Raw genomic sequence first — 23,239 nt, 5'->3', positions numbered from 1 at the left:
AGGACGAGCTATGGCACTGACCGCTCAGGTCAAGGACGAGTTGGCGCGTGTGACGATCACACGCACCTCCGCCCGCAAGGCCGAGGTGTCCTCGATCTTCCGCTTCTCGTCGGCACTGCACCTCGTCAACGGCTCGATCGTCCTGGAGGCCGAACTCGACACCGCTCAGGCCGCCAAACGACTGCGTGCGGAGATCAAGGACCTCTACGGTCAGCACGCCGACATCGTCGTCATCAACGCCGCCGGGATCCGCCGCTCCAACCGCTATCTGCTGCGTGTCACCCGTGACGGGGGAGCGCTGGCCCGCCAGACCGGACTCGTCGACAACCGCGGCCGGCCCGTGCGCGGGCTGCCCTCGGCCATCGTCAACGGCTCCGTGGCCGATGCCGAAGCCGCCTGGCGCGGAGCCTTCCTCGCCCACGGCTCACTGACCGAACCGGGACGTTCCTCGGCACTCGAGGTCACGTGCCCGGGCCCCGAGGCGGCTCTTGCCCTCGTCGGTGCCGCTCGCCGCCTCGGACTGAGTGCGAAGGCCCGGGAGGTCCGCGGAGTCGATCGCGTCGTCATCCGCGATGGCGACGATATCGCCGCACTGCTCACCCGCATGGGCTCCCACAGTGCCGTGCTGGTCTGGGAGGAACGGCGGATGCGCAGGGAAGTCCGCGCGACCGCGAACCGTCTGGCGAACTTCGACGATGCGAACCTGCGCCGCTCTGCCCGTGCCGCTGTGGCCGCCGGCGCCCGGGTCGAACGCGCACTGGAGATCCTCGGCGACGAGGTCCCCGAGCACCTGCGCTATGCCGGTCAGCTGCGAGTGACTCACAAACAGGCGTCCCTCGAGGAACTCGGTCAGCTCGCCGACCCGCCGATGACGAAGGACGCGGTCGCCGGCCGGATCCGCAGGCTGCTGTCGACTGCGGACAAGCATGCGGAAGAACTGGGAATTCCCGGCACCGAAGCCAGTCTGACCCCGGAAATGCTCGAGGATCGCTAAGATCGAGGCATGAGACGAATCGCCATCAACGGCTTCGGCCGCATCGGTCGTGCCCTGTTCCGTCTGTCCCTCGAACCCGATGCCGATTTCGAGGTCGTGGCCATCAACGATCTCACCGATACGACGACCCTGGCCCATCTGCTCTCCCACGATTCCGTCTGGCCGCGGTTCGACCATGACGTCGAGGCCGCCGACGAGGTGATCATCGTCGACGGACGCGAAATCGCCGTGACCAGCCAAGCCGAGCCGGCCGCCATCGACTGGAGCTCGCACAAGGTCGAACTCGTCGTCGAATCCACCGGACGCTTCACGCGTCAGGACCAGGCCGAGGCCCACCTCGGAGGCACTGTGAAGACAGTCGTGCTCTCCGCCCCCGGAAAGGACGTCGACGCCACCCTCGTCATGGGAGTGAACGAAGACACCTTCGACCCGAGCGTGCACTCCGTGGTCTCGAACGCCTCGTGCACGACGAACTGCATGGCCACCGTCGTCAAAGCACTCGACGACGCCCTCGGCGTCGAATCCGGTCTGCTCAACACCGTCCACGCCTACACCGGCGATCAGATGCTCGTCGACGGACCCCACCGGGATCTGCGTCGTGCTCGCGCCGCCGCCGTCAACATCGTGCCCACCACGACCGGAGCTGCTCGCACCGTCGGCCGCGTGATGCCCCACCTCGAGGGCAAGCTCGACGGACTGGCCGTGCGCGTGCCCGTGCCCGCCGGATCGATCATCGATTTCACCTTCACCACCTCCACGAGCGCCGACCGCGACGAGGTCAACGCAATCCTCGCCTCCGCGGCGGATGAATCACCCTATCTCGACTTCTCCACCGACGAACTCGTCTCCAGCGACATCGTCGGCACCACCGCCTCGGCGATCGTCGATTCCAAGCTCACGATGGTTCTGGGAGACCAGATCAAGGTCGTGGCCTGGTACGACAACGAGTGGGGCTACACGAACCGACTCACAGACATGGTCAGCTACATTCTCAGCGAAAGGGACTCATGAGGACATTCGACGATGCGGGCATCTTCGCCGGCCACACGGTGCTCGTCCGCAGCGATCTCAACGTGCCGATGGACGACGGCACCATCACCGACCGGGGGCGCATCCTGGCCTCGGCCGGAACCATCAGGTCCCTCGCCGAGGCGGGAGCCAAGGTCATCGTGATGTCGCATCTGGGTCGGCCCAAGGGAGAACCGGATCCGCAGTTCTCGCTGGCCCCGATCGTCCCCGAACTCGCCGACGCCATCGGCCGCCCGGTCGCCTTCGCCGCCGACACCGTCGGTGAGGATGCGCAGACGAAGGCCGCGGCCCTGTCCGACGGTGAGGTGCTGCTGCTGGAGAACCTCCGCTTCAACCCCGGCGAGACGGCGAAAGACGATGCGCAGCGCCAGGAGTTCGCGTCCCGCCTGGCCGGACTGGCCGACGACTTCGTCTCCGACGGTTTCGGCGTCGTCCACCGCAAGCAGGCCTCGGTCTACGACATCGCCGGACTCCTCCCGCACTATGCCGGTTCGCTGGTGCGCGCGGAAGTCGAAGTCAGCGACCGGCTGCTCAACGATCCCGCCTCACCGTTCACCGTCGTCCTCGGCGGGTCGAAGGTCTCGGACAAACTCGGCGTCATCGACAACCTCATCGACCGTGCCGACAATCTGCTCATCGGCGGGGGAATGGTCTTCACCTTCCTCGCCGCGCTCGGCCACGACATCGGTTCGAGCCTGGTCGAGAAGGACCGCATCGACGATGTCAGGGGCTACCTCGAACGCTCCCGGTCCGGAGGGGCCCGCATCGTCCTGCCCACGGACATCGTCATGGCCGCCTCCTTCGCCGCCGACGCCGAGCACTGGGTCCGGCCCGTCGCCGAACTCGAAGACACTCCGGCCGGAGCCAACGGCCTCGGCCTCGACATCGGACCCGAATCGGCCCGCACCTACGCCGAGATCATCGCGGGCTCGACCACCGTGTTCTGGAACGGGCCGATGGGCGTCTTCGAATTCCCTGCCTTCGCTGCCGGAACCAAGGCCGTCGCCCAGGCACTGACCGATGACGCCAGCGGTCGGGGACAGCGCCTGACCGTGGTCGGCGGCGGCGACTCCGCGGCCGCCGTGCGCAGCCTCGGCTTCGCCGACGATGCTTTCGGCCATATCTCCACCGGCGGAGGTGCCAGCCTCGAATACCTCGAAGGCAAGACCCTGCCCGGACTCGACGCACTCGGATGAGGAAGACACACACCATGAGCGACCGCACCCTGCTGCTGGCAGGCAACTGGAAGATGAACCACGATCACCTGGAGGCGATCTCCGCTGTCCAGAAGCTCGCTTGGGCTCTCGAAGACGCCAAACTCGACGACAGCCATTGTGAAGTCGTCGTCATCCCGCCGTTCACCGACATCCGTTCGGTGCAGACTCTCGTCCAAGGCGACAAACTGTGGCTGAAATACGGCGCCCAGGACGTCTCCCAGCACGCTCCCGGAGCACATACGGGAGAGATCGCCGCTTCGTTCCTCTCCCGCCTCGGCTGCAGCTACGTGGTCATCGGACACAGCGAACGCCGCGCGGACAACCAGGAGACCAACGAGGTCGTGGCCGCGAAGATCAAGGCCGCACTGTCGGCCGAACTCACCCCGATCCTCTGCGTGGGCGAGTCCCTGGAACAGCGGCAGGAGAAGAGCCACATCGAGTTCACGCTCAGGCAGCTCGACGAGTCCCTGGCCGGCTTCGACGCCGCTGATCTCTCCGGCCTCGTCATCGCCTACGAACCCGTGTGGGCGATCGGCACCGGTGAGACCGCCACGGCCGCCGATGCCGCCGAGATGGCGTCGGCGATCCGCGCACGCATCGGTGAGAAGTACGGCGACGCTCTTGCCCAGACCACCCGCATCCTCTACGGCGGATCGGTCAAGGTCGACAATGTGGCAGAGATCGTCGCCTCCGCGGACGTCGACGGCGCTCTGGTGGGCGGTGCGAGCCTGAGCGGCCCGGACTTCGCCGCTTTGTGCAAGGCCGCAGTCGCGAAGTAGACTGACAGACGCATCATTCGACGAAACACTCGACGAAACATAGGTTGAATCCGACGTGGAAATCCTCAACATCATTCTCATCGCTCTGCTCGTGCTCACGAGCATCTTCCTCACCCTGCTGATTCTCATGCACAAGGGCAAGGGCGGTGGCATGTCCGACATGTTCGGCGGCGGAATGTCCTCGTCGCTGGGATCCTCGGGCGTCGCCGAGCGCAACCTCAACCGGTTCACGACGCTCATGGCGATCATCTGGGCGGCCTGCATCATCCTGCTGGGCGTCCTCACCCGCTTCAACGCCTGAGCAGACGAACGAGAAGGACCCCGACCATTCCGGTCGGGGTCCTTCTCGTCCGTGGTCTGCCCGTCGTTCCGGCGGATCAGTGCCGCTTCAGGCGATCAGTCGTGGCCGAAGTGGTGCCGGGGGCTGATCGATCCGATCGCCTCTCGCAGCTGGGAGAGGCCACGAGAACGATCAAGCAGGTGCAGGCGCAGCACGGGCCGACCCTTCTCGGTCAGCACTGCTGCATCTCCGGCGGCCTGGGCGCGCTGCAGCTGTGCGAAGCCGAAGTCGCGTCCCGGCACCAGCAGGTCGGTGCGAGCCTCACCGGTGATCTGAAGGAACACCCCGTTCGGGTGACCGCCCTTGTGGTACTGACCGGTCGAATGCAGGTAGCGGGGTCCGAAGCCGAAGGTCGTCTGCACTCCGGCGTGTGTGGACACGAGCGGTCGCAGATCCTCAGCCTCGGCATCGGCGATCCGATCGAGGTAGGCCTGAATGCCGACATACCCGTACTCGTCGACCCGCGAGAACAGCTCCTCCAGGGCTCCGACGAGATCGGTGGCCTCGCCGACGACCTCGAGGACGTCGATGGCTCCCTCACGGAACTGCGGCTGTCCTGCAATTGCCGAGTCCGGCCCGTCGAGCAGATGCCGGGCCTGCGCCTTGGCCGCCTCCACATCGGGCTGGTCGAAGGGATTGACCCCGATGCCGTATCCGGCGATGGCCGTGGCGAATTCCCAGAACAGGAACAGCTCGCCCAGTCCACCCGTGATGCTCGCTTCGAATCCGGACGGGGCGCCCAGCTCTGAGCCATCGGCTGCCGGCCCGAGCAGGCACAGGAGAGCGTCCGCGCGGGCATCGGAGAACCCGATGTCGGCGGGGGAGTCGACGACGACGGGAAGGATGCCCTGACCGTCCTTGCCGAGGGACTCGGCGATGAGCTGCTCGACCCAGGCGCCGAGGCCGGCCAGCTGCCCAGAGGTCTCGGCGAGGACGAGCTTCTCAGTCGTTCTCGCGTGCGCGATGCTCAGCCACGCGCCGAACCGCAGTGCCGGGTTGTCCACGCTGTCTGCGGACAGTTCCGCGGTTGCCGCAGCGGCTTCTGCGACGATGCCGCGCACATCGGCACCGGCCAGACCTGCGGGAACGAGCCCGAAGGCCGAAAGCGCACTGAAGCGTCCGCCGACAGTGGGGTCGGCGAGGAAAGTGGCGAGGAAGCCCTGATCGGCGGCCAACGCTTCGAGCTCCGTTCCCGGATCGGTGATCGCGATCATCCGGGACGCGGGATCGACGTCGATCGATTCGAAAGCCGCAGCGAAACTGCGTCGGATCGAATCCGTCTCCACCGTGGTGCCCGACTTCGACGCGATGACGAGGACAGTGTGCTCGAGGTCGGTGCCGATCGCCTCGGCGACCTGATTCGGATCCGTCGAATCGACGATCTCGAGTCGGACACCCGCGGTCTGAGCCATCACCTCCGGAGCGAGCGAGGATCCGCCCATTCCGGCTAGGCTGATCGTGCGCAGACCCTGCTCCTGCAGGTCTGCCCGCAGGGACTCGATCTCATCGAGCAGCTCAGCAGCCTGCTGCGGAAGGTCCACCCAGCCCATCCGGTCCGCGGCATCGGCGGCTCCGTCGAACAGCTCCGCATCCTTGTCACTCAGTCGGGAGGCCAGACCGGTGTCGATGAGACGCGCGGCCTCGGCCTCGAATTCCTCGCCGACGGGAACAGAGAGTGAGAGCCTCATGAGCGCTCCAGAGCCGTCCGGATCGTGTCCTGGAGTTCGGTCCAGCTGACATCGAACTTCTCCAGGCCCTGTTCTTCGAGCACGGTCATGACCTCGGCGTAGTCGATGCCCAGTCGAGCCAGGGCGTCGAAGACCTCGTCGGCGGCACGGTAGTGCTCGGACGTGATCCGGCCGGCAACCTCACCGTGGTCGGCGAAGGCCTCCAGAGTGGGTTCGGGCATCGTGTTCACGGTGTTCTGCGCGACGAGTCCGGTCACATACATCGTGTCGGCATAGTCGGGGTTCTTCACTCCGGTCGAGGCCCACAGCAGACGCTGCGGACGCGCGCCGGCGAGTTCGAGGACCCGGAAGCGTTCGGAGGTGAACAGCTGCGAGTGGATCTCATGGGCGAGCACGCAGTTCGCAATGCCCGCCTTGCCCTTGAGCTCGGCGGCCTTCGGGTCCTCGATCGAGTCGAGACGGGAATCGATCTCCGAGTCCACACGGGAGACGAACACCGAGGCCACAGACCGGATCGTCGAGAGGTCGTGACCGGCGGCGCGGGCCTTCTCCAGACCCTGGAGGAAGGCTTCGACGACATGGCGGTACCGGGTCAGGGAGAACACGAGGGTGACGTTGACGCTGATCCCGGCGGCGATCGTCTCGGAGATCGCGGTCAGCCCCGCCTCGGTGGCGGGGATCTTGATCATCGCATTCGGTTCGCCGACGCGTTCCCACAGGGACTTCGCCGAGGTGACGGTCCCCTGCGAATTGTGGGCCAGCGGGGGAGCGACCTCGATCGACACGCGACCGTCCTGACCATCCGTGGACTCGAAGACCGGACGGAACAGGCGCGCCGCCTCGGCGACATCCGCGGTGGTCAGTGCCTCGATGGCCTCATCCACATCGGCACCGGAGGCGCCCAGATCGGCGACCGCAGAATCGTAAGCGTCGGAACTGGAGATCGCGTTCGCGAAGATCGTCGGATTCGTCGTCACACCCATGACGGAGGAGTCCTCGATGAGGCGCGCGAGATCCCCGGATTCGAGTCGGGTGCGGGAGAGGTCGTCGAGCCAGATCGAGACTCCGGCCGCGCTGAGCTGCTGGAGACGTTCACTCATGCTTCCGCCTTTGCTGCGTTGATGGATTCCTTGGCTGCGTCGACGACGGCCGAGGCCGTGATGCCGAACTTCTCGTACAGGGTCTGGTAGTCCGCGGAGGCGCCGAAGTGCTCGATGGACACGGCACGTCCGGCATCGCCGAGGTACTTGTGCCAGCTCATCGCCGAGGCGGCTTCGATGCTCACGCGGGCCCTCAGCGTACGCGGCAGCACCGTAGCCCGGTAGTCCTCCGGCTGCGCGTCGAACCATTCCTGGCACGGCATGGAGATGACGCGTGCTGCTGTGCCCGATGCCTGCAGAGTCTCGGCTGCTTCGAGGGCGATGGCGACCTCGGAACCGCTGGCGATGATGGCCACCTCGGGCTGGTCGCCGGTATCGGTGAGCACATAGCCGCCGCGTGCGGCTTCGGAGGCGGGAGCGTACTTCTCACGGTCGAGGACCGGCACGGCCTGGCGGGTGAGAACGAGTCCGCTGGGTCCGTCCGTACGGTCGAGGATCTTCCGCCATGCGACCGCGGTCTCGTTCGCATCGGCCGGTCGGACGACGTCGAGGCCGGGGATGGCGCGCAGTGCGGAGAGGTGCTCGATCGGCTGATGGGTCGGTCCGTCCTCGCCGAGGCCGATCGAATCGTGCGTCCACACGAACAGGTTCGGCAGCTGCTGGAGAGCGGCCAGACGCACGGCCGGACGCTGGTAGTCGCTGAAGACGAGGAACGTGCCGTTGTACGGGCGGGTTCCGCCGTGGAGGGCGATGCCGTTGCCGATGAGACCGGCGGAGAACTCGCGGACGCCGAAGTGGATATTGCGTCCGTACTCATGTCCGGAGAAGGCACCGGTGGACCGGTGAGCGGGCAGGAAGCTCGGCTCACCCTTGACCAGAGTGTTGTTCGAACCCGCGAGGTCGGCGGAGCCGCCCCACAGCTCGGGCATGGTCTCGGCGATCGCATTGAGCACCTGACCGGAGGCCGCACGAGTGGCGATGCCCTTCTCGCTGGCTTCGAAGACCGGGAAGGCCGCATCGATGGCGGCGGGCAGTTCGCGCTTGGACAGACGGTCGAAGAGTGCGGCGTTGTCCGGGTTGGCGCTGCGCCATTCGGCGAAGGACTTGTCCCATTCGAGGTGGGCGGCGCGACCCCGCTCGAGGGCCTGACGAGTGTGGGCGAGGACCTCGTCGGCGACGGCGAAGGTCGCCTCCGGGTCGAAGCCGAGGATCTCCTTGGTCGCCCGGATCTCGTCCTCGCCGAGGGCCGCGCCGTGGGATCCGCCGGTGTTCTGGGCGTTCGGGGCCGGCCAGGCGATGATCGTCGACAGGCGGATGAACGAGGGGCGGGAATCGGCGCGAGCGGCTTCGACGGCGGAGTGGAAGGCTTCGATGTCCTCGTGGTAGTCACCGCCGGCGGTGAAGTCGACGTGCTGGACGTGCCAGCCGTAGGCGGCGTACCGGGCGGCCGTGTCCTCGCCGAAGGCGATCGCGGTGTCGTCTTCGATGGAGATCTTGTTGTCGTCCCAGATCACCAGCAGGTTCGACAGCTCCTGAGTCCCGGCCAGCGAGGAAGCCTCACCGGAGACTCCCTCTTCGAGGTCGCCGTCGGAGGCGAGCACGACGATGTTGTGGTCGAACGGTGAGGTGCCGGGAGCCGCCTCGGGGTCGAAGAGTCCGCGTTCGCGACGCGCGGCCATGGCCATGCCCACGGCCGAGGCAAGTCCGGAGCCGAGCGGCCCCGTGGTGATCTCGACACCGGCGGTGTGGCCGACCTCCGGGTGGCCCGGGGTCAGCGAACCCCATGTGCGCAGGGCCTTCAGATCGTCGAGTTCGAGCCCGAACCCGGCCAGGTAGAGCTGGACGTACTGGGTGAGCGAACTGTGACCGCAGGAGAGGACGAAACGATCTCGGCCGACCCAAGTCGGGTCGGCCGGGTCGTGAGTGAGTCCGTGCTGATACAGGTAGTGGGCGATGGGAGCCAGGCTCATGGCGGTGCCCGGGTGCCCGTTCCCGGTCTTCTGCACCGCATCCGCGGCGAGGAGGCGGGCAGTGTCGACTGCGCGATTGTCGAGTTCAGTCCAGGACAGAGTTGTCATGTCGTCGAGCGATCCTTCGTTCGTCTGAAGAGCGTGCATTCAAACTCTACCCGTCGGACGCCTGAAGCGCCGCCCCTGTTCATCTGCCGTGCTGGCAGGGAGCGAGACATTTAGGCTACCGACGGGTAAAGTGTGGTCTCGCGCACAGCTGTGGTTCGACATTCAACAACTGCGGTGTGCCGAAGAGACTGAGAATGGGCCGTGCCTGACTGGAGGGATGACAGGGTGAGCAAAGAGGCTGATCCCATGATCGATGCCGCCGTCGCAGACAGCGGAGACCGTCGACCCGGAAGGCTGACGGGAAGGCGACCCGACCTCGCCGAGGTGGCCGAACAGACGAGAGGGTTCCGTCGGCTGATCTCCCGGATCGGCACGGCGTGCCCGGTGTTCTTCGCCGTGGCGACCGTGTCCGTGTCGTCGGCGATCGCACAGCCGCTGCGCGGCAGCGTCGACATCGAGGAGCTCGGTCTGTGGACGTTGGGTACTCTCCTTCTGCTCACCCCCTTCGCAGCAGCGCTGGCCGTGATGCTCAACGCGCGGCGCGGCGGACTGGTGTGGACGACCGCCCTCGTCTATACCGTCATCGCCGGAATCATCGGCCTGTGCGTCGATGTGAATCTCCTCCGCACGGATTCGCAGTCGGCCTCGCTGAGCTTCATCTCAATGCTCGTCGTACAAGTCGTCGTGCTTGCTCCCGTGTGTGCCGCAGTGGCCTTCCTCGTCCGCATCGTCAGTGACTCGACTCGCCTGCGCGCGACTGGCAAAAACTTCGACAACAGGTAGAATCTAGGGCGTGAGCAAACTTCGTCAGAACCGGGAAGAGCAGAGTGAACGACCTCTGCAGAGGGCCATCGACGAGCAGAGCCTCTCCACCCGACCGCGTTCGATCATCAGCGCATATATCGCGCTGACCAAACCGCGCGTCATCGAGCTGCTCCTCGTCACGACCGCGCCCGTGATGTTCCTGGCCGCTCAGGGAATGCCGAACATCTGGCTCGTCATCAACACGCTCATCGGCGGAGCCGCCGCTGCCGCCTCGGCCTCGGTCTTCAACTGCTACGTCGACCGTGACATCGACGCGAAGATGGAGCGGACGAAGGACCGTCCCCTCGTCACCGGAGAGATCAGCCCCCGCTCTGCGCTGGTCTTCGCCTTCGTGCTCGGCATCGGATCGATCTTCTGGCTCGGCGGCTTCACGAACTGGGTCACGGCGGGGCTGACCGCCGCGGCGATCCTGCTCTATGCCGTCTTCTACACCCTCGTCCTCAAGCGTCGCACCTCACAGAACATCGTCTGGGGCGGCGCAGCAGGCTGCATGCCGGTGCTCATCGGCTGGTCGGCCGTGACCGGAGGAATCGCCTGGGAGCCCGTGCTGCTCTTCCTCGTCGTCTTCTTCTGGACCCCGCCGCACTACTGGCCGCTGGCGATCAAGTACAAGGCCGACTACGACGCCGCCGACGTGCCCATGCTGCCGTCGAAGGTTCCGCCGACATCCGTCGGCCGACAGATGATCCTCTACACGTGGGCGATGATCGCCTGCTCGCTCGCACTCATTCCCATCGCTCCGATGGGCCCGGTCTACACGATCGTGGCCGTGGGCGCCGGCGTCTGGTTCCTGTGGTCGTGCTACTCGCTGGTCTCCCGTGCCAAGCAGGGTAAGGACGGCACGTCGCTCAAGGCGATGAAGGTCTTCCACGGGTCGATCACCTACTTGTCGCTGCTCTTCCTGGCAGTGGCCATCGACCCGTTCGTGCCCACCCTGATCCCCGGGATCTGGTGAGGCCCACGGATTGACCGCCTCAGCTGCCGCAGGATGCGCATGAGCGGTTACGAAATTCATACGTGGTGATCTTGATCAGGACGTATGAATTTCCAACCAGCGGTTGCTGACACGGACCTGCCCATTTACCCCTGCTTCAGCCTCACCGAGGATGCTCAGCCGGCGTTCACGAGGTCGTCGATGACGATCTTCTTCATCTGCATGAGCGCCTGAGTCTGTGCCGGACCGGTCATCAGCTCGCCGAGGTTCGCGGGGACGATCTGCCAACTGACTCCGTAGCGGTCCTTGAGCCAGCCGCACTGTTCGTGCTCGGGCGACGCCGACAGATGTGACCAGTAGTGGTCGATCTCGGCCTGGTCCGCGCATTCGACGGTCAGCGAGATCGCCTCGTTGAACGTGAACACCGGTCCGCCGTCGAGGCAGATGAACTCAGTGCCGTCGAGGACGAACCGGCCGCTGATGACCTTCCCGCTCATCCCTTCGAAGTGTTCGTCGAGGGATTCGTCGGGATAGCGTTCGATGGACAGGATGCGCGAATCGGGGAAGACGGAGCAGTAGAACTCCATGGCCTCCTCGGCGCAGTCAGGAAACCACAGACACGGAACGATCGGGACTGACATCGGTGCTCCTCGGGTATGCGCTGTCGAGGACGGCAACGCTTGCCGCAATCGTAGCCGACAGGCCGACCATGTGTAAGGCCACGAGCAGTTCGGGAACACCGAGGAAGTACTGGACGTAGCCGATGACTCCCTGGACGACCTCGACGAGGAGCAGCACGGCCAGCGGTGCGACCATCGCCGATTGTGCCTTCTTCCGCGCGACGACGAGCGCAGAGAGCGTGGCGACGACGAGCAGCCACACCGGCGCGGCATGCAAACGGGTGACCCAGATGTTGTCGAGGTTGTTGCGGGTCGAGATCGTCGAACCCGAATGGGGCCCGGCCCCGGTGGTGAGCACGCCGAAGACGACGATGATCGCGGTGAGGCCGAGGATGATCCAGCCCAATGTCGGCAGCGGAGCCGGGGCCTTGGTGCCCAGCCGCACGCCGGTGTCGTAGGTGCGGCGGACGAAGTAGGCGGCGACGCCGACGGCGACGGCCGAGGGGACGAAGTGTCCGGCGACGACCCAGGGGTTGAGCTTCGTCCACACGGTGATTCCGCCGACGACGGCCTGGACGGGCACGATGGCCAGCAGTCCGATATTGAGCCAGAACAGATCCGGGCGCTGCTTCCGAACCCTCCACAGCATGAGCGCAATGCACACGCCGAGGATCGCCAGCGCCACGGCCAGCAGGCGGTTGCCGAACTCGATGGCACCGTGGATGCCCATCTCGCTGGTGGCCACCAGCGAATCCGGGGTGCACTTCGGCCAGTCCGAACAGCCGAGCCCCGAGCCGGTGAGCCGGACGATTCCGCCGGTCAGGATGATCCCTGCCTGGGCGATGAGCATGGCCCAAGCGGCGATGCGGATCTTCTTCGTGACCACTTCACTCCTCATTCGAAACGGAACCACCTGCGTGCCGCAAGCGTTCCCACAAGCCCCCATACCAGGAGCACGATGATTGCCTTGATGTCTGTGCCGCCGTCTCCGATGACGGACCGCATGGCGTCGCCGAGCGCACCGGAGGGCAGGTAGCCCACAACCGTTCCCCATTCTCCCGGATGTGCGATGACGAGGCCACCGACGCCTGCCATGAGCACCCAGATGAGGTTCGTCGCCGCCAGGGTCGCCTCGGCGCGGACGGTGCCGGCCATGAACAGACCGAGCGAGAGCAGCGCTGCGGTGCCCAGCAGTGTGGCCAGGATGAGTCCGAGGACGTCGACGGGACCCCGGAAGCCGAGAATCGCCGCCGCGGCGAAGACGAGTGCGTACTGGATGAGGACGACGACGATGACGGCGCCGAGTTTGCCGAGGATGAGTCCGTTCGTGCCCAGCGGAGTCGTCGCCAGCTGCCGCAGCACTCCGTAGCGGCGGTCGAAGGCGGTCGCGATCGCCTGACCGGTGAATGCGCTGGAGGCCAGGCTCAGGCTCAGCGCTCCGGGGACGGCGATCGACAGCGGATCGGCCCCGGCGTCGATGACTCCGAGGCCGGTGAGCAGGGGAGTCTTCGCGAGGAAGACGAGCAGGCCCAGGGGGAAGATGACCGAGAGCAGCAGCTGTTCGCCGTTGCGCAGAACGGACAGGGTCTCGAACTTCGTCTGCGAGATGATGCGTGCGGCTGTCATCGCAGCGGCCTCCCGGTCAGTTCGAAGAAGACGTCGGACAGGGACTGTCTCTGCATGCCGATGTCCGTGATCTGTCTGCCCGCCTCGGCGATGGCCGTGCACGCGGCCGCGATCTGGCTCGCCGTCGGTGCTCCGTCGATGATGATCAGGGAGCCCTGCGCCGAGGCGGGACCGAGCTCGGTGAGTCGATCGACGAGAGCGGCGGGGACGGGGGAGTCGAGCCGGATCGTCAGCGCCCGCGACCCGGCGGAGGCGCTGCGCAGCTCCTCGGGCGCTCCCTGGGCGATGATCCGTCCGCGATCGATGACGACGACCTCGTCGGAGAGCTCCTCGGCCTCGGTCAGGTCGTGGGTGGTGAGGACGACGGCGACCCCGCGGTCGGCAAGATCTCGGATGAAGCTGTGGACGACCTCACGAGCCTGGGGGTCGAGGCCGGCGCAGGGTTCGTCGAGGAAGACCAGACGGGGCCGACCGATGAGGGCTGCCGCCAGCGCCACCCGCTGCTTCTGTCCGCCCGAGAGTCGGCGCATCGTGCGTCCCGCGAAGTCGTGGAGGCCCAGGGGTTCGGCGAGTTCGTCGACCGGAAGAGGGTTCTCATAGAGGGAGGAGAGGTGGCGAAGCACCTCCAGCGGCTTCGAGCTCATCGGCAGTCCGCCGTCCTGGAGCATCACCCCGGCCAGCTGCGAGGTCGTGGAGTGGGCGGTGACGGGGTCGTGGCCGAAGATCTCCACCGTGCCCGCATCGGGACGGCGGGTGCCCACTGCCAGGGAGATGGTCGTGGATTTGCCCGCGCCATTGGGTCCGAGGACGCCGAGGACGGATCCGGGCTCGGCCGTGAGGTCGATTCCGTCGACGACACGGTGGGAGCCGTAGGAGTATTGGAGACCGCGGATGGTCAGGGCCGGAGATGACACCAGACTATTCTACGACGCGTCGAAACTGGTGTCGAAACCGCAGGCGGCGGGCGCCCGATCGGGCGGTGGTTAGGCTCACCTAGTTTTACGAAACAAATTACGCAACAATATTGTTGTGTTAGTCAAGGAGGTGGATTATGGCTGCAAACGACACGGAAGATCGCCGCACCCGGCAGAAGGTCTTCCAGTCGGTGCTCGACGAAGGGCCGATCACTGCTTCGTCTCTGGCCAAAGCCCTCGAGCTGACTCCCGCGGCGATCCGTCGTCACCTGGACGCACTGGAGAGCGAGGGCCTCATCGAGGTCCGTGAACTCGCCGGCAAACAGGCGGGCAGGGGCCGACCGGCCCGGCACTATGTGGTCACGACGGCCGGACACGATTCGGTCAGTCATTCCTACGACGAGTTGGCCGTGAACATCCTGCGCTTCATGGAGGACAAGCACGGCAAGTCGGCTGTGGAGGACTTCACCGAAGACCTCGTCGGCCGTCTGCGGGACCGCCTCGGACCGGAACTCGAGAAGCGCGGCGGCACCACAGTGGCGTCACGCTCACGCGCTCTCGCGGCAGCGCTGACACGGGAGGGGTACGCCGCCTCGGCGACACCGGTTGCGGCCGGGACCCCGTTGGAGGCGATGCAGCTGTGCCAGGGACACTGCCCGATCCAGGCCGTGGCGGCGGAGTACCCGGAGATCTGCGAAGCGGAACTCGCGATGTTCTCCGACTACCTCGGCGTCGACGTACGCCGGCTGTCCTCGTTGGCGCAGGGCGACCATGTGTGCACCACCCACATTCCGACTTCGGAACTGACCAGACCACTCATCCACAGCAATGATCGACCTCAAGGAGGTTCACGATGACTGACACAGGAAATCGGATCATCGATGCGAATCCCGAGCTCAAAGACCTCGGGCAGTACGCATACGGTTGGCACGACGAGAACGACGCCGGCGCGACCGCGCAACGCGGCCTGAGCGAGGAAGTCGTCCGCAACATCTCGAAGCTCAAGGACGAACCCGAGTGGATGCTCAAGCGTCGGCTCAAGGCTCTGCGCCTGTTCGACAAGAAGCCGATGCCGAACTGGGGTGCCGACCTCACCGGAATCGACTTCGCCGACATCAAGTACTTCGTCCGCTCCACCGAGGGACAGGCGACGTCCTGGGAGGATCTGCCCGAGGACATCCGCAACACCTATGACAAGCTCGGCATCCCCGAGGCGGAGAAGCAGCGCCTCGTCGCCGGCGTCGCCGCACAGTACGAGTCCGAGGTCGTCTACCACCAGATCAACGAAGAGCTCGAGGCTCAGGGCGTCATCTTCATGGACACCGACACCGGTCTGCGCGAGCACCCGGAGATCTTCGAAGAGTACTTCGGCTCGATCATTCCCTCCGGTGACAACAAGTTCGCCGCACTGAACACCGCTGTCTGGTCCGGCGGCTCGTTCGTCTACGTCCCCAAGGGCGTCCACGTCGAGATCCCGCTGCAGGCCTACTTCCGCATCAACACGGAGAACATGGGCCAGTTCGAGCGCACGCTCATCATCGCCGACGAGGGGTCCTCGGTCCACTACGTCGAGGGCTGCACCGCACCGATCTACAAGACCGACTCCCTGCACTCGGCCGTCGTCGAGATCATCGCGAAGAAGGATGCGAAGGTCCGCTACACGACGATCCAGAACTGGTCGAACAACGTGTACAACCTCGTCACCAAGCGCGCCATCGCCGAAGAGGGCGCCTCCATGGAATGGGTCGACGGCAACATCGGCTCGAAGGTGACCATGAAGTACCCGGCCATCTGGCTCACCGGCGAGCACGCCCGCGGTGAGACGCTGTCCGTGGCCTTCGCCGGCGAGGGACAGCACCAGGACACCGGTGCGAAGATGGTCCACGCCGCTCCGCACACCCATTCGTCGATCGTGTCGAAGTCCGTGGCCCGCGGCGGCGGCCGTGCCGGCTACCGCGGACTCGTCCACGTGCACCCGGGTGCCGAAGGCTCGTCGAACAACGTCCTCTGCGACGCTCTGCTCGTCGACAACGTCTCCCGTTCGGACACGTACCCCTACATCGACATCCGCGAAGACGACGTCACACTCGGCCATGAGGCCACCGTGTCCAAGGTCAGTGAGGATCAGCTCTTCTACCTCATGTCCCGCGGCATGGAGGAGACCGAGGCGATGGCGATGATCGTGCGCGGCTTCGTCGAGCCCATCGCACGCGAGCTCCCGATGGAGTACGCCCTCGAACTCAACCGCCTCATCGAACTGCAGATGGAAGGCGCGGTCGGCTGAGACCCGACCCCGCGCCCACTGCACTCAAAGGAGTAAATCTGTGACTGATACCACCAATCCGCTTGGCCTTTCGGAGCACTCGCACGGTTCCGAGGTCCAGGTGCCCGATTCGAAGCGCGATGCGCGCACGCGCAGCTTCGATGTCGCCGACTTCCCCGTGCCCACCGGCCGGGAGGAGGAATGGCGCTTCTCTCCCGTCCGCAAGTTCAGCGAGTTCTTCGAGGACACCGCCACCGAGGCGACGCTGAAGTTCGAGTCGGATCTGCCCGCAGGCCTGTCCGTCGAGGAGATCTCGCTCGAGTCGGCTCAGGAACTGGGCATCCTCGAACCCGAGGACCGCGCTGCGGCCGTCGCCGCCAACCGCGCCTCTGCGGTGACGCACTACTCGATCCCCGCGGACACCGAGCTCGAGCGGGCCGCGATCATCCACGCCGACGGCACCGGTGAGGCACTCGGCCACGGCCATGTCGTCGTCACGGTCGGAGCGAACTCGAAGGCGACCATCGTCGTCGAACACGAGGGACTGGCCCGGTACTCCGAGCTCGTCTCCCTCGTCATCGGCGATGGCGCGGACGTGACCTTCGTATCGCTGCAGCTGTGGGACGACGGCTCTCAGCACCTCGGCCAGCACGATGCGATCGTGGGCAAGGACGCGAAGTTCAAGCACATCCACATCACCCTCGGCGGCGACGTGGTGCGCCTGAACACGAACGTGCGCTACTCGGCAGCCGGGGGAGAGGCCGAACTGCTCGGACTCTACTTCGCCGATGCCGGTCAGCACCTCGAGCACCGCACCTACATCGACCACAACACACCGAAGGCCCAGTCGAACGTCCACTACAAGGGCGCTCTGCAGGGCAAGGACGCGCGCAGCGTGTGGATCGGCGATGTGCTCATCCGTCCCGAAGCCCTCGACATCGACACCTACGAGCTCAACCGGAACCTCATCCTCACCGACGGCGCCCGCGCCGACTCGGTGCCGAACCTCGAGATCGAGACCGGCGACATCGCCGGTGCCGGTCACGCCTCCTCGGTGGGTCGCTTCGATGAGGAGCACCTGTTCTACCTGATGAGCCGCGGCATCCCCGAGGACGTCGCCCGTCAGCTCGTGGTCCGCGGATTCTTCAACGAAGTGATCCAGAAGATCCAGGTGCCCGAGATCGAAGACGTGCTCAACGAACGCATCGAAGACGAACTGTCCCGGAGTGTTCTGTGACCATGATCGACGTGGCGGCCGCCGACGAGGTGGCTCCCGGCGGCACCATGCGCATCGAGGTCGGCGAGTATGAGATCTGCATCGCTCGCGACTCCGACGGCACCATCCACGCCATCGACGACCTGTGCACCCACGGTGAGGTGTCGTTGGCCGAAGGAGACGTCGAGGACTGCACAATCGAATGCTGGCTGCACGGCTCGCAGTTCGACCTCACAACGGGCAAACCGGTGAATCCGCCGGCGTTCGAACCCGTCGCGGTCTATGACTGCAAAGAGATCGCCGGTCGCATCCTCGTCGACCCGAACACCACCCTGAACTGACCTCAAGACCGAAGAAGAAGGATCATTATGTCCACTCTCACAATCGAAGACCTGCACGTCGGTGTCAACACCGATACCGGTCTCAAGCCCATCCTCAACGGCATCAACCTCGTCATCAACACGAACGAGACCCACGCCATCATGGGCCCCAACGGCTCCGGCAAGTCGACCCTGGCCTACGCGCTGGCCGGCCACCCCAAGTACGAAGTGACCTCCGGTTCGGTCACCCTCGACGGTGAGGACGTCCTCGAGATGTCCGTCGACGAGCGTGCCAAGGCCGGACTGTTCCTGGCCATGCAGTATCCCGTCGAGGTTCCCGGCGTGACCGTGACGAACTTCCTCCGTTCGGCCAAGACCGCCATCGACGGTGAAGCTCCGAAGCTGCGCAATTGGACCAAGGACCTCAAGCAGGCCATGGAGAACCTCCGCGTCGATCCCGCCTTCGCTTCGCGCAACGTCAACGAAGGCTTCTCCGGTGGCGAGAAGAAGCGTCACGAGATCCTGCAGCTCGAGATGCTGAAGCCGAAGTTCGCCGTCCTCGACGAGACCGACTCCGGCCTCGACGTCGACGCGCTGCGCATCGTGTCCGAAGGCGTCAACCGCGTCAAGGACGCCACCGACGTCGGCATCATGCTCATCACCCACTACACGCGCATCCTCAACTACATCAAGCCCGATCACGTCCACGTGATCATCGAGGGCAAGGTGGCCGAGGAAGGCGGACCGGAACTGGCCGAACGCCTCGAGAACGAAGGCTACGACCGCTTCTTCCAGAAGGCCTGATGTTCTCACGTCTGAGGGGCGACTTCCCGATCCTCGATGTGAGGGTCGGGGAGTCGCCGCTGTCGTATCTCGACTCGGGCGCGACATCGCAGAAGCCGCAGTGCGTCATCGACACCTTCGTCGAGTACTTCCAGCAGCGCAACGCCGCCGTCCACCGGGGCGCACACTCCCTGGCCGTCGAGGCCACGGACGCCTTCGAGAACGGTCGGATCGCGGCTGCCGGACTCGTCGGCGGGACACCGGAGCAGGTGTGCTGGACGAAGAACGCCACCGAGGCGCTCAACATCGTGGCCCTCGGCATGGATCGGGCCAGCCACGGCTTCGGGGGAGACGACGCGGAGCGCTTCGCCCTCGTCCCCGGTGATTCGATCGTGGTGACCGAGATGGAGCATCACGCGAATCTCGTGCCGTGGCAGCAGCTGGCCGCCTCCACAGGAGCACAGCTGCGCTGGCTGCCGGTCACCGATTCCGGTGAACTCGATCTGACCGACCTCGACACGATCGTCGACGAATCGACGAAGGTGCTCGCGTTCACGCACGTCTCCAACGTCCTCGGCACGATCAACCCGGTCGACCGCCTCGTCGAACGGGCCCGCGCCGTCGGAGCCTACGTCGTGCTCGACGCCTGCCAGTCCGTACCGCATATGCCCGTGGACTTCGTCGACCTCGACGTCGACTTCGCCGCCTTCTCCGCCCACAAGGCTCTCGGCCCCACCGGTCTGGGTGCGCTGTGGGGCAAGGCGGAGCTGCTCGACGCTCTGCCGCCGGTGCTCACGGGCGGATCCATGATCACCACGGTGACCATGGACGAGACCGCGTTCATGCCCGCTCCGCAGCGGTTCGAGGCCGGCACGCAGCCGGTCGCCGAGGTGGCGGCATTCGCGACAGCGATCGGCTACCTCACCGAGGTGGGGCTGGACAATGTTCTCGAACATGAGAAGGAGCTCGCCCGAGTCCTCCTCGACGGGATCGGCCAGATCCCCGGAATCCGCATCCTCGGCGAGGCCGAAGACCGGATCGGGACGGTGGCCTTCGACGTCGACGGCGTGCACGCCCACGACGTCGGACAGTATCTCGACTCGCAGGGCATCGCCGTGCGGGTGGGCCACCACTGCGCTCAGCCGCTGCACCGCCGCTTCGGGGTCACCGCCTCGACGCGGGCGAGCACGTATCTGTACAACAACGTCGAAGACTGCACCCGCTTCCTTTCTGCTCTGGCGGAAGTGCGGCCCTTCTTCGGAGCCGCATGAGGAGGGGAGCGAACCGATGAGCACACAGATGCAGCAGCTCTACCAGCAGGTCATCCTCGACCAGTCGCGGGCACGCATCGGCAACACCGAACTGCTCCGTGACGCAGCAGAGTCACCGCACGGACATTCGCATCAGGTGAACCCCACGTGCGGCGATGAGATCGAACTCGAAACCGAACTGCGTGATGACGGCACGATCGCGGTGCGGTGGACCGGAGACGGCTGTTCGATCTCGATGGCCTCGGCCTCAGTGCTGTCCGAACTGGCCGCCGATTCCTCCGTGTCGCAGATGCTCGAGATCGAAGGCGCGTTCCACGAACTCATGCATTCCCGTGGGACAATGGACGCGGATGAGTCGATTCTCGGGGACGCCGCGGCGTTCACCGGAGTGTCGAAGTTCCCGGCCAGGATCAAATGCGCTCTCCTGGCATGGATGGCGTTCAAGGACGCACTCAACCAAGCACAAGCAGCTCGTGAGGAGAAACACAATGCCTGAAGTCATTGACGCACCGCAGAATGCCAGCGTCGACGAAGTGCGCGAGGCGATGATGGACGTCGTCGATCCCGAGCTCGGTGTCAACATCGTCGACCTCGGCCTCGTGTACGGACTCTCGGTCGAAGACGACGGCACCGCCGTGATCGAGATGACCCTGACCTCGGCGGCCTGCCCGCTGACCGACGTCATCGAGGACCAGACCGCACAGTCGCTCGAGGGGATCGTGCCGGCCTACCGGATCAACTGGGTCTGGATGCCGCCATGGGGTCCGGAGAAGATCACCGAGGACGGCCGCGAACAGATGCGCGCCCTCGGATTCAACATCTGATCCAAGACTGAACACCATCGCCGAGGCGGGGCTGACCTTCTCAGGTCGCCCCGCCTCGGCGATCGTCGTCCGATCCGGCCATCGTCTCCGGGCAGGGTCGCGGAGATCACCGCCCCGCGGCCGGAGATCCCGAGTGCGGCGTGAAAGAATGGAATCCGACTTTCCAAGGAGACCCATTGACGATCATCGCTGCCGCCGACGGATCCGCACTCGGCAACCCCGGACCCGCCGGGTGGGCCTGGTACATCGACGACACCTCCTGGCATGCCGGCGGGTGGAAGAACGCGACGAACAACCGCGGTGAGCTCATGGCCGTCCTCGACCTGCTCCGGTCGACCGCGGACAGCGATGACGGGCTGAAGATATACTGTGATTCGCAGTACGTCATCAACGCCCTGACCAAATGGATGCCGGGGTGGAAGCGCAAAGGGTGGAAGAAGGCCGATGGAAAAGAAGTCCTCAACAAGGACCTCTTAGCGTCTCTCGATGAGGCATTGAGCGGGCGGACGGTCGAGTTCGAGTGGGTCAAGGGCCACAACAACCACGAACTCAATGAGGCTGCGGATGATCGCGCCCGCGCGGCCGCCACCGCCTTCCAGAAGGGCACGCCCGTGCCGGAGGGCCCCGGATACGTCCCCGCGGGCACGTCGACCGCGACGGCAGACGACGAACCGGCAGAGCCGAACTCCACCGTCGTGTCCTGTCGCGTCCCGTCCTCAGTCGCGGATGAACTCGTCGCCCGGGCACAGGCCCGCGGCATCCACCCCCAAGAATTTCTGGCCGAACTCATCGGCCGCAGTTTGGAGACAGAATGATTCAGGCCTCCGGCCTCGAAGTCGCCGTCGGCGCCCGCACACTCATGTCCGAAGTGTCCTTCCGCGTCGACAAGGGCGACCGTGTCGGTCTCGTCGGCCGCAACGGCGCCGGCAAGACGACCCTGACCAAGGTGATCATGGGCGGACACCCGGCTCAATCCGGATCCGTGTCGATCTCCGGCACCGTCGGCTATCTGCCGCAGGATCCGCGCAGCGGTGACCTCACCGCCACCGGAATGGAACGCATCCTCTCGGTGCGCGACCTCGATGTCCTCGTCAAGCGTCTGCGCAAGGCCGAACGGCAGATGGCCTCTCCGGACGAGAAGGTGGCGACGAAGGCCATCGACCGGTACCCGCGCATCGAAGCCGAGTTCATCGCCGCCGGCGGCTATGCAGCCGAGTCCGAAGCCTTCGCCATCGCCGCGAACCTCGGCCTCGACGAGGCACTGATCAGCCAGGAGATCGGGACGCTGTCCGGCGGTCAGCGCCGGCGTGTGGAACTCGCCCGGATCCTGTTCTCGGCTCCGGACACGATGATCCTCGACGAGCCGACGAACCACCTCGACGCGGAATCCGTGCTGTGGCTGCGCGACCATCTCAAGGCCTACTCCGGTGGTCTGATCATCATCAGCCACGACCTCGACCTCATCGACGAGGTGGTCAACAAGGTCTTCTTCCTCGATGCCACGCGTCAGACCATCGACATCTATTCGATGGGCTACCGGCTCTACCTCAAACAGCGTGAGGACGATGAGCGGCGTCGCCGCCGCGAACGTGCCAATGCCGAGAAGAAGGCTGCGGCGCTCAACGCCCAGGCGAACAAGATGATGGCGAAGGCGACGAAGACGGTCGCCGCCCAGCAGATGGCCAAGCGCGCCGACCGACTGCTCGCCGGGCTCGAGGACGAACGCGCCACGGAGAAGGTTGCGAATCTGCGCTTCCCCGCCCCGGCCGACTGCGGTCGTGTGCCGCTGACGGCCGAGGGACTCTCCCGCAGCTTCGGCTCGACCGAGGTGTTCACCGGTGTCGACCTCGCAATCGACAAGGGCACACGAGTCGTCGTACTCGGCTACAACGGGGCCGGCAAGACGACTCTGCTGCGACTGCTCGCCGGACTCGACGAACCCGATTCCGGAGAGGTCGTGCCGGGACACGGTCTCAAGCTCGGATACTACGCGCAGGAGCACGAGACTCTCGACCTCGAGCGCACCGTTCTGGAGAACATGTCGAGGAACTCCCCGCATCTCGATGACACCGCGGTGCGCAATGTGCTCGGATCGTTCCTGTTCAGCGGTGACGATGTGCACAAGCCTGCCGGAGTACTCTCCGGTGGAGAGAAGACACGTCTGGCGCTGGCCACTCTTGTCGTCTCGAGTGCGAACGTGCTGCTGCTCGACGAGCCGACGAACAACCTCGATCCCGCCTCCCGTGAGGAGATCCTCTCGGCGATCCGCCGCTACGAAGGTGCGATCGTGCTCGTCACCCACGATGAAGGTGCGGTGTCCGCGCTCGATCCCGACCGCGTGCTCTTGCTGCCCGACGGCGACGAGGATCTGTGGAACGACACGTACCTCGACCTCGTCACGCTCGCCTGAGCCGGTTC

The 23,239-nt window shown here is 65.6% G+C and carries 23 protein-coding genes and 1 pseudogene; 17 read left to right on the top strand and 7 right to left on the bottom strand.

Annotated elements, in window-relative coordinates:
- Positions 1-10: 10 nt before the first annotated feature.
- The 5 genes from whiA to secG are packed head-to-tail and all read left to right on the top strand — an operon-like array spanning position 11 to position 4,320.
- Positions 11-994: a DNA-binding protein WhiA gene (gene whiA / locus HF684_RS09885; protein ID WP_025777783.1), complete on the top strand. Its 984-nt coding sequence runs from the start codon at positions 11-13 to the stop codon at positions 992-994.
- A 9-nt stretch (positions 995-1,003) separates the two neighbouring features.
- On the top strand, positions 1,004-2,005 hold the full coding sequence (gene gap, locus HF684_RS09880; protein WP_169252327.1) for a type I glyceraldehyde-3-phosphate dehydrogenase: 1,002 nt from the start codon (positions 1,004-1,006) through the stop codon (positions 2,003-2,005).
- Positions 2,002-3,219, top strand: coding sequence for a phosphoglycerate kinase (locus HF684_RS09875; RefSeq protein ID WP_169252326.1), 1,218 nt, complete (start codon positions 2,002-2,004; stop codon positions 3,217-3,219). Before gap ends, HF684_RS09875 begins: the two co-directional genes overlap by 4 nt.
- A 14-nt stretch (positions 3,220-3,233) precedes the next feature.
- Positions 3,234-4,019 carry a triose-phosphate isomerase gene (gene tpiA, locus HF684_RS09870; RefSeq protein WP_169252325.1) on the top strand — a complete coding sequence of 262 codons (786 nt, stop codon included), beginning with the start codon at positions 3,234-3,236 and terminating at the stop codon, positions 4,017-4,019.
- 55 nt (positions 4,020-4,074) lie between these two features.
- Positions 4,075-4,320: a preprotein translocase subunit SecG gene (gene secG, locus HF684_RS09865; RefSeq protein WP_152346380.1), complete on the top strand. Its 246-nt coding sequence runs from the start codon at positions 4,075-4,077 to the stop codon at positions 4,318-4,320.
- A 95-nt stretch (positions 4,321-4,415) separates the two neighbouring features.
- On the opposite strand, the gene HF684_RS09860 is transcribed toward secG, so the two are convergent.
- From HF684_RS09860 to tkt, 3 genes are read right to left on the bottom strand one after another with little or no spacing between them, the layout of a single operon-like run.
- Positions 4,416-6,047, bottom strand: a complete 1,632-nt coding sequence (locus tag HF684_RS09860; RefSeq protein ID WP_169252324.1) for a glucose-6-phosphate isomerase — start codon at positions 6,045-6,047, stop codon at positions 4,416-4,418.
- Positions 6,044-7,147 carry a transaldolase gene (gene tal / locus HF684_RS09855; RefSeq protein ID WP_169252323.1) on the bottom strand — a complete coding sequence of 368 codons (1,104 nt, stop codon included), beginning with the start codon at positions 7,145-7,147 and terminating at the stop codon, positions 6,044-6,046. Before tal ends, HF684_RS09860 begins: the two co-directional genes overlap by 4 nt.
- Positions 7,144-9,225 carry a transketolase gene (gene tkt / locus HF684_RS09850; protein ID WP_169252322.1) on the bottom strand — a complete coding sequence of 694 codons (2,082 nt, stop codon included), beginning with the start codon at positions 9,223-9,225 and terminating at the stop codon, positions 7,144-7,146. The genes tal and tkt overlap by 4 nt, the downstream gene beginning before the upstream one ends.
- 225 nt (positions 9,226-9,450) lie before the next feature.
- Here tkt and HF684_RS09845 point away from each other — a divergent pair, with 225 nt between their 5' ends.
- Entirely contained in the window at positions 9,451-10,008 is a 558-nt protein-coding gene (locus HF684_RS09845; RefSeq protein ID WP_169252321.1) for a hypothetical protein, read from the top strand.
- Positions 10,009-10,018: 10 nt separating this feature from the next.
- Positions 10,019-11,005 carry a heme o synthase gene (locus HF684_RS09840; RefSeq protein WP_169252320.1) on the top strand — a complete coding sequence of 329 codons (987 nt, stop codon included), beginning with the start codon at positions 10,019-10,021 and terminating at the stop codon, positions 11,003-11,005.
- A 155-nt stretch (positions 11,006-11,160) separates the two neighbouring features.
- Here the strand turns inward: HF684_RS09840 and HF684_RS09835 are convergent, their stop codons facing one another.
- From HF684_RS09835 to HF684_RS09820, 4 genes are read right to left on the bottom strand one after another with little or no spacing between them, the layout of a single operon-like run.
- On the bottom strand, positions 11,161-11,571 hold the full coding sequence (locus tag HF684_RS09835) for a VOC family protein (protein ID WP_248278869.1): 411 nt from the start codon (positions 11,569-11,571) through the stop codon (positions 11,161-11,163).
- Positions 11,572-11,587: 16 nt separating this feature from the next.
- A complete protein-coding gene (locus tag HF684_RS09830; protein WP_248278868.1) occupies positions 11,588-12,490 on the bottom strand; it encodes a COX15/CtaA family protein in 903 nt (300 codons plus the stop codon).
- A gap of 8 nt (positions 12,491-12,498) precedes the next feature.
- Positions 12,499-13,230: an ABC transporter permease gene (locus HF684_RS09825; RefSeq protein WP_169252317.1), complete on the bottom strand. Its 732-nt coding sequence runs from the start codon at positions 13,228-13,230 to the stop codon at positions 12,499-12,501.
- A complete protein-coding gene (locus HF684_RS09820) occupies positions 13,227-14,144 on the bottom strand; it encodes an ABC transporter ATP-binding protein (RefSeq protein ID WP_169252316.1) in 918 nt (305 codons plus the stop codon). Before HF684_RS09820 ends, HF684_RS09825 begins: the two co-directional genes overlap by 4 nt.
- A gap of 137 nt (positions 14,145-14,281) precedes the next feature.
- On the opposite strand from HF684_RS09820, the gene HF684_RS09815 reads away from it, so the two are divergent.
- The 10 genes and pseudogenes from HF684_RS09815 (at position 14,282) to HF684_RS09770 (ending at position 23,231) form a co-directional block, all read left to right on the top strand.
- On the top strand, positions 14,282-15,001 hold the full coding sequence (locus HF684_RS09815; RefSeq protein ID WP_169252315.1) for a helix-turn-helix domain-containing protein: 720 nt from the start codon (positions 14,282-14,284) through the stop codon (positions 14,999-15,001).
- Positions 14,998-16,428, top strand: coding sequence for a Fe-S cluster assembly protein SufB (gene sufB, locus HF684_RS09810; protein ID WP_169252314.1), 1,431 nt, complete (start codon positions 14,998-15,000; stop codon positions 16,426-16,428). Before HF684_RS09815 ends, sufB begins: the two co-directional genes overlap by 4 nt.
- A gap of 40 nt (positions 16,429-16,468) precedes the next feature.
- Positions 16,469-17,644: a Fe-S cluster assembly protein SufD gene (sufD, locus tag HF684_RS09805; protein WP_169252313.1), complete on the top strand. Its 1,176-nt coding sequence runs from the start codon at positions 16,469-16,471 to the stop codon at positions 17,642-17,644.
- A 2-nt stretch (positions 17,645-17,646) separates the two neighbouring features.
- Complete coding sequence (locus HF684_RS09800; protein ID WP_035320342.1) at positions 17,647-17,964, top strand: non-heme iron oxygenase ferredoxin subunit; 318 nt, start codon at positions 17,647-17,649, stop codon at positions 17,962-17,964.
- Between the two features lie 27 nt (positions 17,965-17,991).
- Complete coding sequence (gene sufC / locus HF684_RS09795) at positions 17,992-18,747, top strand: Fe-S cluster assembly ATPase SufC (protein WP_101553527.1); 756 nt, start codon at positions 17,992-17,994, stop codon at positions 18,745-18,747.
- Positions 18,747-19,997, top strand: a complete 1,251-nt coding sequence (locus tag HF684_RS09790) for a SufS family cysteine desulfurase (RefSeq protein WP_169252312.1) — start codon at positions 18,747-18,749, stop codon at positions 19,995-19,997. The genes sufC and HF684_RS09790 overlap by 1 nt, the downstream gene beginning before the upstream one ends.
- Positions 19,998-20,013: 16 nt before the next feature.
- Positions 20,014-20,493 (top strand): Fe-S cluster assembly sulfur transfer protein SufU, encoded by a 480-nt coding sequence (sufU, locus tag HF684_RS09785; RefSeq protein WP_169252311.1) that lies wholly within the window; start codon positions 20,014-20,016, stop codon positions 20,491-20,493.
- Positions 20,486-20,821 (top strand): metal-sulfur cluster assembly factor, encoded by a 336-nt coding sequence (locus HF684_RS09780; RefSeq protein ID WP_025778421.1) that lies wholly within the window; start codon positions 20,486-20,488, stop codon positions 20,819-20,821. Before sufU ends, HF684_RS09780 begins: the two co-directional genes overlap by 8 nt.
- Before the next feature lie 176 nt (positions 20,822-20,997).
- A pseudogene (locus HF684_RS09775) lies at positions 20,998-21,453 on the top strand (ribonuclease H); the annotation flags it as partial.
- Positions 21,454-21,632: 179 nt separating this feature from the next.
- On the top strand, positions 21,633-23,231 hold the full coding sequence (locus tag HF684_RS09770) for an ABC-F family ATP-binding cassette domain-containing protein (protein WP_092013696.1): 1,599 nt from the start codon (positions 21,633-21,635) through the stop codon (positions 23,229-23,231).
- The last annotated feature ends 8 nt before the right edge of the window (positions 23,232-23,239 follow it).

The sequence above is a fragment of the Brevibacterium sp. 'Marine' genome (genome assembly GCF_012844365.1).
Lineage (GTDB): Bacteria > Actinomycetota > Actinomycetes > Actinomycetales > Brevibacteriaceae > Brevibacterium.
This window is presented reverse-complemented; position numbering and strand designations above follow the sequence as displayed.

Excerpts from the sequence above, each read along its gene's own strand:
- HF684_RS09770 (WP_092013696.1), top strand. The coding sequence starts at position 21,633 with ATGATTCAGGCCTCCGGCCTCGAAGTCGCCGTCGGCGCCCGCACACTC.
- HF684_RS09800 (WP_035320342.1), top strand. The coding sequence starts at position 17,647 with ATGATCGACGTGGCGGCCGCCGACGAGGTGGCTCCCGGCGGCACCATG.
- HF684_RS09780 (WP_025778421.1), top strand. The coding sequence starts at position 20,486 with ATGCCTGAAGTCATTGACGCACCGCAGAATGCCAGCGTCGACGAAGTG.
- sufC (WP_101553527.1), top strand. The coding sequence starts at position 17,992 with ATGTCCACTCTCACAATCGAAGACCTGCACGTCGGTGTCAACACCGAT.
- HF684_RS09860 (WP_169252324.1), bottom strand. The coding sequence starts at position 6,047 with ATGAGGCTCTCACTCTCTGTTCCCGTCGGCGAGGAATTCGAGGCCGAG.
- gap (WP_169252327.1), top strand. The coding sequence starts at position 1,004 with ATGAGACGAATCGCCATCAACGGCTTCGGCCGCATCGGTCGTGCCCTG.
- HF684_RS09825 (WP_169252317.1), bottom strand. The coding sequence starts at position 13,230 with ATGACAGCCGCACGCATCATCTCGCAGACGAAGTTCGAGACCCTGTCC.
- tkt (WP_169252322.1), bottom strand. The coding sequence starts at position 9,225 with ATGACAACTCTGTCCTGGACTGAACTCGACAATCGCGCAGTCGACACT.
- HF684_RS09835 (WP_248278869.1), bottom strand. The coding sequence starts at position 11,571 with ATGGAGTTCTACTGCTCCGTCTTCCCCGATTCGCGCATCCTGTCCATC.
- HF684_RS09875 (WP_169252326.1), top strand. The coding sequence starts at position 2,002 with ATGAGGACATTCGACGATGCGGGCATCTTCGCCGGCCACACGGTGCTC.
- HF684_RS09790 (WP_169252312.1), top strand. The coding sequence starts at position 18,747 with ATGTTCTCACGTCTGAGGGGCGACTTCCCGATCCTCGATGTGAGGGTC.
- tal (WP_169252323.1), bottom strand. The coding sequence starts at position 7,147 with ATGAGTGAACGTCTCCAGCAGCTCAGCGCGGCCGGAGTCTCGATCTGG.
- HF684_RS09815 (WP_169252315.1), top strand. The coding sequence starts at position 14,282 with ATGGCTGCAAACGACACGGAAGATCGCCGCACCCGGCAGAAGGTCTTC.
- sufU (WP_169252311.1), top strand. The coding sequence starts at position 20,014 with ATGAGCACACAGATGCAGCAGCTCTACCAGCAGGTCATCCTCGACCAG.
- tpiA (WP_169252325.1), top strand. The coding sequence starts at position 3,234 with ATGAGCGACCGCACCCTGCTGCTGGCAGGCAACTGGAAGATGAACCAC.
- whiA (WP_025777783.1), top strand. The coding sequence starts at position 11 with ATGGCACTGACCGCTCAGGTCAAGGACGAGTTGGCGCGTGTGACGATC.
- sufB (WP_169252314.1), top strand. The coding sequence starts at position 14,998 with ATGACTGACACAGGAAATCGGATCATCGATGCGAATCCCGAGCTCAAA.